At 57.4% G+C, this 7,785-nt stretch carries 6 protein-coding genes; all 6 read left to right on the plus strand.

What is annotated here, in order from left to right:
- The first annotated feature begins 90 nt into the window (after positions 1-90).
- The 6 genes from LB528_RS28290 (at position 91) to LB528_RS28315 (ending at position 7,267) form a co-directional block, all read left to right on the plus strand.
- Complete coding sequence (locus LB528_RS28290; RefSeq protein WP_224513693.1) at positions 91-1,467, plus strand: NAD(P)/FAD-dependent oxidoreductase; 1,377 nt, start codon at positions 91-93, stop codon at positions 1,465-1,467.
- A 12-nt stretch (positions 1,468-1,479) separates the two neighbouring features.
- Positions 1,480-2,361 carry a dihydrodipicolinate synthase family protein gene (locus tag LB528_RS28295; protein ID WP_224513692.1) on the plus strand — a complete coding sequence of 294 codons (882 nt, stop codon included), beginning with the start codon at positions 1,480-1,482 and terminating at the stop codon, positions 2,359-2,361.
- Positions 2,362-2,396: 35 nt separating this feature from the next.
- Positions 2,397-3,935, plus strand: coding sequence for a trimethylamine methyltransferase family protein (locus LB528_RS28300; RefSeq protein ID WP_224513691.1), 1,539 nt, complete (start codon positions 2,397-2,399; stop codon positions 3,933-3,935).
- 114 nt (positions 3,936-4,049) lie between these two features.
- The gene (locus LB528_RS28305; protein ID WP_224717088.1) at positions 4,050-5,045 is read left to right on the plus strand and encodes a glycine betaine ABC transporter substrate-binding protein; all 996 of its coding nucleotides are present in this window, start codon (positions 4,050-4,052) and stop codon (positions 5,043-5,045) included.
- Between the two features lie 202 nt (positions 5,046-5,247).
- Positions 5,248-6,135: an ABC transporter permease gene (locus LB528_RS28310; RefSeq protein WP_224513688.1), complete on the plus strand. Its 888-nt coding sequence runs from the start codon at positions 5,248-5,250 to the stop codon at positions 6,133-6,135.
- Positions 6,128-7,267 (plus strand): glycine betaine/L-proline ABC transporter ATP-binding protein, encoded by a 1,140-nt coding sequence (locus LB528_RS28315; protein WP_224513686.1) that lies wholly within the window; start codon positions 6,128-6,130, stop codon positions 7,265-7,267. The genes LB528_RS28310 and LB528_RS28315 overlap by 8 nt, the downstream gene beginning before the upstream one ends.
- Positions 7,268-7,785: the final 518 nt, after the last annotated feature.

The following is a 7,785-nucleotide window of genomic DNA, read 5'->3' on the forward strand; positions in this document are numbered from 1 at the left end:
AGCACCAGCCTTGCTGCGCAGCCAGACATGATTGGCATTCATGTCACGGAGATTCTTTCCCGTCTACCGAAATTCTGCAGAAATGACAGCATGGCCACTCGTTCCTTCAACGATCAGGTGGATATCGCCTTGCGAGTGCCGACTGTACATCCTGAACTGTCTGTATCGGGCTGGTTCGCCACGATGGGACCGGTTGAGCCCGCAAATACGCTTACGAAAGACGTTTCGTGCGATCATTTGGTCATCGGAGGCGGTTGGATGGGGCTGCATTGTGCTCGCCGTCTGGCCGAACTGGATCCCGACTCTTCCGTCGTACTCGTCGATGCCGGCAGGATCGGAAACAATGCCGCGGGCAGATGCGCCGGCTTCGCCATCGACCTCGCCCACAATCCGCGCAACAAGCACTTTGCCGAAGACATCAGAGGCAACAATGAAGAGTACGAGATCAACCAGGAAGGTCTGGCTTATATCAGGAGGTCAGTCGAGGAACTGGGTGTAAAGTGCGACTGGAGTCCTGAAGGCAAGTACCACAGCGCCGCAACGGCCCATGGCGAAGCGAACCTAAGAATGTTCGCGCAAGCCCTTGATAACCTTGGCCAGACTTATTTTTGGGTGGATAAGCAAGAGATTCAATCTATTACCGGCTCTCTGCATTACATCAAGGCGCTATTTGCGCCAGGGACCGTCCTGCTGCAACCTGCAAAATATATGTATGGCGCGGCCCGAGCGCTTCCGGGCAACTGCTCGATTTACGAGAATACGCCTATCACGGACGTCGAGTACAGCAACAATCCCGATAACTCGAATTCGCGCCACGTCTGCCAGACCCCGGGCGGCGCCATCAGGGCCAGCAAGATATATCTTTGCAACACTGGCTATATGACGAAATTCGGCTTCTTCGATGAAACCGCAATTCCGCTCTACACTTTCGCAAGCCTCACCCGACCGTTGACGGAGAAGGAATCGACCATATTGGGTGCCAGGCGGACTTTCGGCGTCATCCCCGCCGACAGCTTCGGCACCACGCTCCGGCGCACGGTCGACAATCGGCTCTTTCTGAGAAACGTCTACAGCTATGCGCGAGACTTCAAGGCCTCGCGCGCTGACCTCGAGTGGGCCAAACGCACGCACCAGATCGCCTTCGAACGTCGTTATCCCGAACTGGCGCCGATCGGGTACGAGCACAGCTGGGGAGGAATGATGACGCTGGCCCAGAACAACGGCATGATCTTCGGCGAACTGGCCACCAATGTCTATGGCACCGGCTTCTGCAATGGCACGGGCGTGTCGCGCGGAGCGGCCTTCGGTAAGGCGCTGGCAGAGTTCGCGCTTGGAATGAGCTCCCGCACCATCGACATACTGAGGGCTCGCCCGGCTCCGAATAGGGGCTACCCGAAGCTGGTCACGGAAATCGGGGTTCGAATGACCACGGCATATCGTCTCAAAAAGGCAGGACTGGAAGTATAGGGGAAACAAAAGATGGCGAACCTTGCCGGCATCAATCTTGCTATGCAGACTCCTTTCAACGAGGCAGGATTCGTAGACTACGAGACTTGGGAACGCCTGATCGACCAATATGTCGAAGCGGGCGTTCAGGGTCTGGTTTTAGGATCCGGCACCGGACAACACCCCTACCTGACCGAAGAGGAGTGCGATGAACTCTATCGTATTGGTATCCGCCAGATCGCCGGCCGCTGCAATGTCATATGTCAAAGCTCGGCCCTCAATTTTGATGAAGTCATCCGCCGTTCGAAGAGGGCTGAGACGTTCGGCGCGAACGCGCTCATGATACTGCCGCCGTATTTGGAGGGACCCTCCGATGATAACGGTCTCCTTGAATTCTACCGGGGAATCGACGATCAAGTTGGAGTCGACATCATCGGCTACAACATCCCGCAAGCGACGGGCATCAGCGTTTCGCCTGATCTCTATCTTCGGCTCAACGGCCTCAGAAACTTCAACTACATCAAAGACAGCGCCGGTGACCTCACCACACATCAACGCTACCTTCAGGCCGGCGGAAAGGTCCTCAACGGCTGCGACACGACAACCGTCTACGCGCTGATGGCGGGAGCCGTCGGCGCAATATGGGGAGGGGCCAACTTTGCCCCTCTCGAGTCCGTCGCACTTTATGGACATATCGCCGAAGGCCGATATGCGGACGCGTTAGCATCGTGGAAGCGCATGCTTCCGGCCATGCTGCACATTTGGACCCACGACTATGTCCCGTGTGTCATTGCCGCCGCGCACCATCGAGGTTTCGGCACCGGCAATGTTAGGAAGCCGTTGCGGCCAATCGATCAAACCATGAAAGGCGAGCTGCTTGCCGCACTCGCCGCCTTGCTGGAGGGCGGCAAGTGAAACGCGTCCGGTTAGGCGCCTTGCGAAGTGGTGAGATGATGACCGAGAACCTCATAATTGAAAAACGCCGCGGGCGCGCAAGCCGTAAGGCAGCCCGCGAGAATGCAGTCGCGCCGCGTTTGTCAACGATACGCTATGGACTGCGACCCGTGGAACTGGTGAGCGCCGATCAGCTGGAGCACATCCATCAGGCCTCGCTAACTGTTTTGAGGGAAATTGGCATCGATTTTCGCGACGAGCTCGCACTTGCGCAGTGGAAGGAGGCGGGCGCTGACGTTCGCGGCCAGCGCGTACACATCGACGGCGAACTGATCGAGTCCCTTCTGGCGAAAGCGCCTTCCCGTTTCGAGATGACAGGCCGCGGAGACAATACCCGGTTCGAGATCGGAGTGGACACCCTGACGTTCTGTCCGATGCAGGGCGCCCCCAACATCCGCGATCTCGATGGGACTCGGCGTTTTTCAACGATTGCCGACCTACGGAAAATCAACAAGCTCATCCAGATGAGCCCAGGCTTTCACATGGGCACCGGTTTTGCTTGCGAGCCCACAGATATCCCGGTGCCGTGGCGGCACCTGCACATCTCCCACAGCAATTTTGTCGAGATCGATCTGGCCACCAACGGCCTGACCACCGGGCAGGGACGAGCCGAAGACTGCATGGCCATGGCTCGCATCGTCTACGGTCAGGACTTTATGGACGAAAATGCCGTATTGTGGGGTCAGGTCTCCGGAAACTCGCCCCTGGTTTGGGACGCCACCATGCTTGAGGGCCTACGGGTCTTCGCGCTGGCCAACCAGGTGGTGTTGATTTCACCATTTGTCCTTGGGGCGGCGAATACACCCGCCGACGTGATATCCACCGTTGTGCAACTGAATGCCGAGGCCGTTGCAGGCGTAGCCTACACCCAACTCGTCGCGCCCGGCACCAAAACGATTTATGGACAGTATTCAGTTTCGGTGTCGATGAAGTCAGGCGCCCCGATGTCAGGGATGCCCGAAGTCAGCCAGCTGAATGCCATCGTCGGCCAACTTGCTCGCAGGTACAACATTCCATGGCGAACCACGGCGTCGCAATCGTCCGCGAAGACATTTGATGCTCAGTCCGGTTATGAATCCGCCACCTCCTACATGGCTGCCGTCACCGCGAACGCCAACCTGCTCTTGCATGCCGGGGGTTGGGACGAGGCTGGCATGGTTCATTGCCTGGCCAAGCTGGTGACCGATGGCGAGCAGAACCTGCTCATGGCCAAATACGCTGCGGGCGTAAACTTCGACCGGCTCGAGGAGGGGATGGAGGCCATGCGTCGCGTTGGCCCGGGCGGGCACTACCTGGGTGACGCGTTCACACTGAAATATTTCCAGGACGCATTTATCGCGCCCGAGATCCTGAACTACGAGGCCTACGAGCAATGGGTTGCCAATGGCCGCAAAGATCTTCCAGTTCGGGCGGCAGAGAAGGCGGAGTCGCTCCTGAGGCAGTACGAACCGCCGCCGCTCGATATTGCGAAGCGGGAAGCTCTTGATGACTTTGTCAGAAGAAGAGAACCGGAGATTTCGCCAAATCTCGCATAGCCCGGAGCAAAAGACGCTCTCGAGGTCTTAAGTTCTGCAGAGGGTTTATTTTCGCCGGGCAGCGTGGGGTCGGTGCCATATGTCAATAAGCCACGCCTAATAAGAGGAGAACACATGAGACGCCTAATATGTCCCGCTGCCATCCTTGGGACTCTGCTAGGTGGCAGTGCAGCTCACGCGGCTTGCGGAGACGTTACGCTGGCAGTTTTCAGCTGGCAGTCCGCCGAGGCCATGTCCTATGTCGACCAGTTCATCCTCAACAACGGCTATGGTTGCAGTGCAACCACCGTTGCAGGCGATACTGTGCCAACCATCACGGCAATGATCGAGAAGGGCCAACCTGACATTTCCCCGGAATCAACGCCCAGCCTGCTCGGGGACGTCTACAAGAAAGGCGCTGAAGAGAAACGCATCAGCCAAATTGGAACGGCGATCAGCGACGGCCAGAATTCTGGCTGGTACATTCCCAAGTACGTTGCGGACGCTCATCCCGATATCAAAACTGTGGATGACGCCTTGAAGCATCCAGACCTCTTTCCGGCTCCGGAGGATCCGTCCAAAGGCGGGATTCTCCAGGGCCCACAGGGTTGGGGCGATACAGTCGTGACGTCGCAACTTTTCAAGGCCTTTGAGGCCGAGAAGAAGGGCTTTGAACTGGTCCCGACCGGGTCGGCAGCAGCTCTCGACGGCGCGATCGCCAAAGCGTACGAGCAGAAGCAGGGCTTCATCGCTTCCTACTGGGCTCCGACTTCACTTCTGGTGAAGTACCCGATGGTCCGTCTAGAAGGCCCCGCGCACGACGACGCCGAGTGGACACACTGCACCACGAAGCAGGACTGCCCGGATCCTAAGCCGAATTATTGGAAGCCAGCCGAAATGGTGACCTTGGCCAGCAGCAAATACCTGCAGCGTGGCGGTGTGGACCAGGTAATGGAGTATTTCGGCAAGCGCAGCTGGACGCAGGCTGAAGTCGGCAAGGTGATGCTGTGGATGACCGAGAACCAGGCCAGCGGAGCCGACGGCGCCAAGTGGTTCATTAAGAACATGCCGGAAGTCTGGACCAAGTGGGTCTCCGCTGACGTTGCCGAAAAGGTCAAGGCCGCGCTCTAAGTTCTGCCGACTTGCAAGTGCGGGTTTCGAGAGGTTTGCTCGAGGCCCGCACCTGCGTACCCCAACGATATCCACATATCGTACATGTAAGCTCTCGACCTTGGGAGAGCAACGTTTGGTCTCCGCGCACCAAGTCGCTGGCAAATTCTCAGTGCGTCATGACCGCGCCGTCGATAGGGCACTCACGATAGGGCACCGCGATATGGATTGGCTATTCAAATTTCCTCAATTGGAGCCTGAATTCCTGTTGGTCATCAAACGGGCAATCGACGGTTCTCTTAGGAACCTCACGCGCGTCTACGGTGACTCGATCGAGAATTTCTTTTATCCGCTGCAGCGTGTCCTGATCTTCCTCGAGGATGTAGTTTCGCGTGCACCCTGGCCGCTCGTTGTCCTTGCACTGGCCTTGATCGCTTGGATAGCGGCACGTAAATGGAGTGTGGTTGCTGGCGTCGTGGGAACGCTGATCGCGATAGGCCTTCTTGGCTTGTGGCAGGACGCGATGAAGACAATTTCGCTCGTGTTCGCCGCGACGGTCTTCTCCATCGCCATAGGCATGCCGCTAGGCATACTGATGAACCGCTTCAAGCATGTGGGCGGGGTCGTGCAGACGGTGCTTGACGTCATGCAGACCATGCCGCCCTTCGTCTATCTTATTCCGGTCGTGATGCTCCTGGGCATCGGGCGCGTGCCTGGATTCATCGCGGTGGTGATCTATGCGATCCCGCCGATCATCCGCCTCACCGATCTCGGCATTCGTCTGGTCGACAAGGAGGTATTGGAAGCAGCCGATGCCTATGGCTGTTCGCGAGGGCAGAAGCTCTGGAAGGTGCAGTTGCCGCTTGCCATGCCGACGATCATGGCCGGCATCAATCAGACGATCATGATGGCGCTTGGCATGGTTGTCATCGCTTCGATGATTGGAGTGCAGGGACTCGGCCTGAACGTCCTGCAAGCCATCGCCAACCAGTACTTCACGCAAGGTATACTCAATGGTTTTGCCATCGTCGGCATCGCAATTATTTTCGACCGCATCAGCCAGGCCTATGGGCACAGGCTGCAAAGACATCAAGGTGCAGCGCATGAATAGAAACGACGCGTCGATTGAGATTCGTGACCTGTACAAGATATTTGGCAGATCTCCGGAGCGATACATCGAATCTGTGAGGGAAGGACTTTCGAAGGCCGACCTCGCAAGAGCGAACGGGCATATTTTAGGGCTGAACAACATCAACATTTCCATGTCCGCTGGGAAAATCCAGGTCGTCATGGGGCTGTCCGGTTCCGGCAAATCCACGCTGATCCGCCATATTAACCGCCTGATCGAGCCGACTTCCGGCTCGATCATCATTGACGGGCGCAACATTATCGAGATGTCCGAGCTGGAACTGCGCGAATTCCGCCGAAACAAGACGGCGATGGTGTTCCAGCGATTTGGCCTCCTGCCGCATAGGACGGTCATCGACAACGTGACATTCGGGCTGGAGGTCAGAGGAGTCGAGGCAGCGAAGTGCCGCCAAATCGGCATGCGCTGGGTTGACCGCGTAGGCCTCCTTGGGTTCGAGACGCGCTATCCTCACGAATTGTCGGGTGGCATGCAGCAACGGGTAGGGCTCGCGCGAGCACTCAGCAACGACGCGTCGATCCTCCTTATGGACGAGGCATATTCGGCTCTCGACCCACTGATCAGGACAGATATGCAGACGATGCTGCTGGAACTGCAGTCGGAGCTCAAGAAGACTATCGTCTTCATAACCCACGATCTGGACGAGGCGCTCAGACTGGGAGATCGCATCGTCATCTTGCGGGATGGGTCGATTGTCCAGCAGGGCGACAGTCAGAATATCCTCTTGAACCCCGCAGACGACTACATCGCGAGGTTCGTCAAGGACGTCAATCGTGGGCGTTTCATACGAGTTGATGCTGTCATGGATCCCGCAACCCGATTCGAGAGCGGGTCGCTGCCTCAGTTGAAGTCAGGCTCGACGCTTGAGGTGGTCGCAAAGGCGCTTACTGATTCGTGTTACGACATGGGCGTCGTCACGAGCGAAAACGGTCAGCCTCTCGGAGTAGTTTCACTGCGACAGATTACGGCGGCGCTGTCGGCGTCTGCGGAAGAGAGATCTGCCGCTGAAGCTAGGCAACGGGGCGATAAACGGACCACAGATCGATGTCGCCAAAGCTCAAGCACCGCTTCAGGAGCCATGGAGAAGCTTCTATAAAAATCGTCGTCGGTCAGAGCGATCGGCGTCATCGGCAAAACGGCGTCGCCAAAGTAAATGCGTCTCACGGCAACGTTCGCCTCAGTCGATTCGGCGGCGACTTCCGCTGCCTGGGTTGCAACTGTCCAACAGCCAATCGCTGCGGAGGTCGAAGAGGTTCATGTAATAGTGCGAGCACGTCGAGGGCGACGGCGCGGAATTCTTCGAAGCCATCGAAAAGATGGGCTGGAGGGCATGGTCTGGCAGGGGCGGGAAAGCCCGTACAAGAATGGCAAGCTCGGCGACTGGGTAAATAAAAGTGCTGGGGAAAATGGAGGAGTCCGAACTCCCTCCGTCGCAAGCTGGGAAGGTCGATGTTGCTTTTGTTGCACTCAATGGACGGGTGGTGGCGGGACTCGCTGATAGAGGCGGGTAAGCTCAGGTTTGTCCAAGCGGGACCGGGTTGGTTTTCTGCCTCGCATGGAACAGCAAGAAAGAGTTCTCGAATTTCGCGGCAACCCTGAAAGCCTGGCTCATCG

It is taken from the genome of Mesorhizobium sp. CA4 (assembly GCF_020165075.1).
Taxonomy (GTDB): domain Bacteria; phylum Pseudomonadota; class Alphaproteobacteria; order Rhizobiales; family Rhizobiaceae; genus Mesorhizobium.

What these genes read in the sequence shown, in the direction of transcription:
- LB528_RS28310 (WP_224513688.1), top strand. Translation starts at nt 5,248, where the DNA reads ATGGATTGGCTATTCAAATTTCCTCAATTGGAGCCTGAATTCCTGTTG.
- LB528_RS28300 (WP_224513691.1), top strand. Translation starts at nt 2,397, where the DNA reads ATGATGACCGAGAACCTCATAATTGAAAAACGCCGCGGGCGCGCAAGC.
- LB528_RS28290 (WP_224513693.1), top strand. Translation starts at nt 91, where the DNA reads ATGGCCACTCGTTCCTTCAACGATCAGGTGGATATCGCCTTGCGAGTG.
- LB528_RS28295 (WP_224513692.1), top strand. Translation starts at nt 1,480, where the DNA reads ATGGCGAACCTTGCCGGCATCAATCTTGCTATGCAGACTCCTTTCAAC.
- LB528_RS28315 (WP_224513686.1), top strand. Translation starts at nt 6,128, where the DNA reads ATGAATAGAAACGACGCGTCGATTGAGATTCGTGACCTGTACAAGATA.
- LB528_RS28305 (WP_224717088.1), top strand. Translation starts at nt 4,050, where the DNA reads ATGAGACGCCTAATATGTCCCGCTGCCATCCTTGGGACTCTGCTAGGT.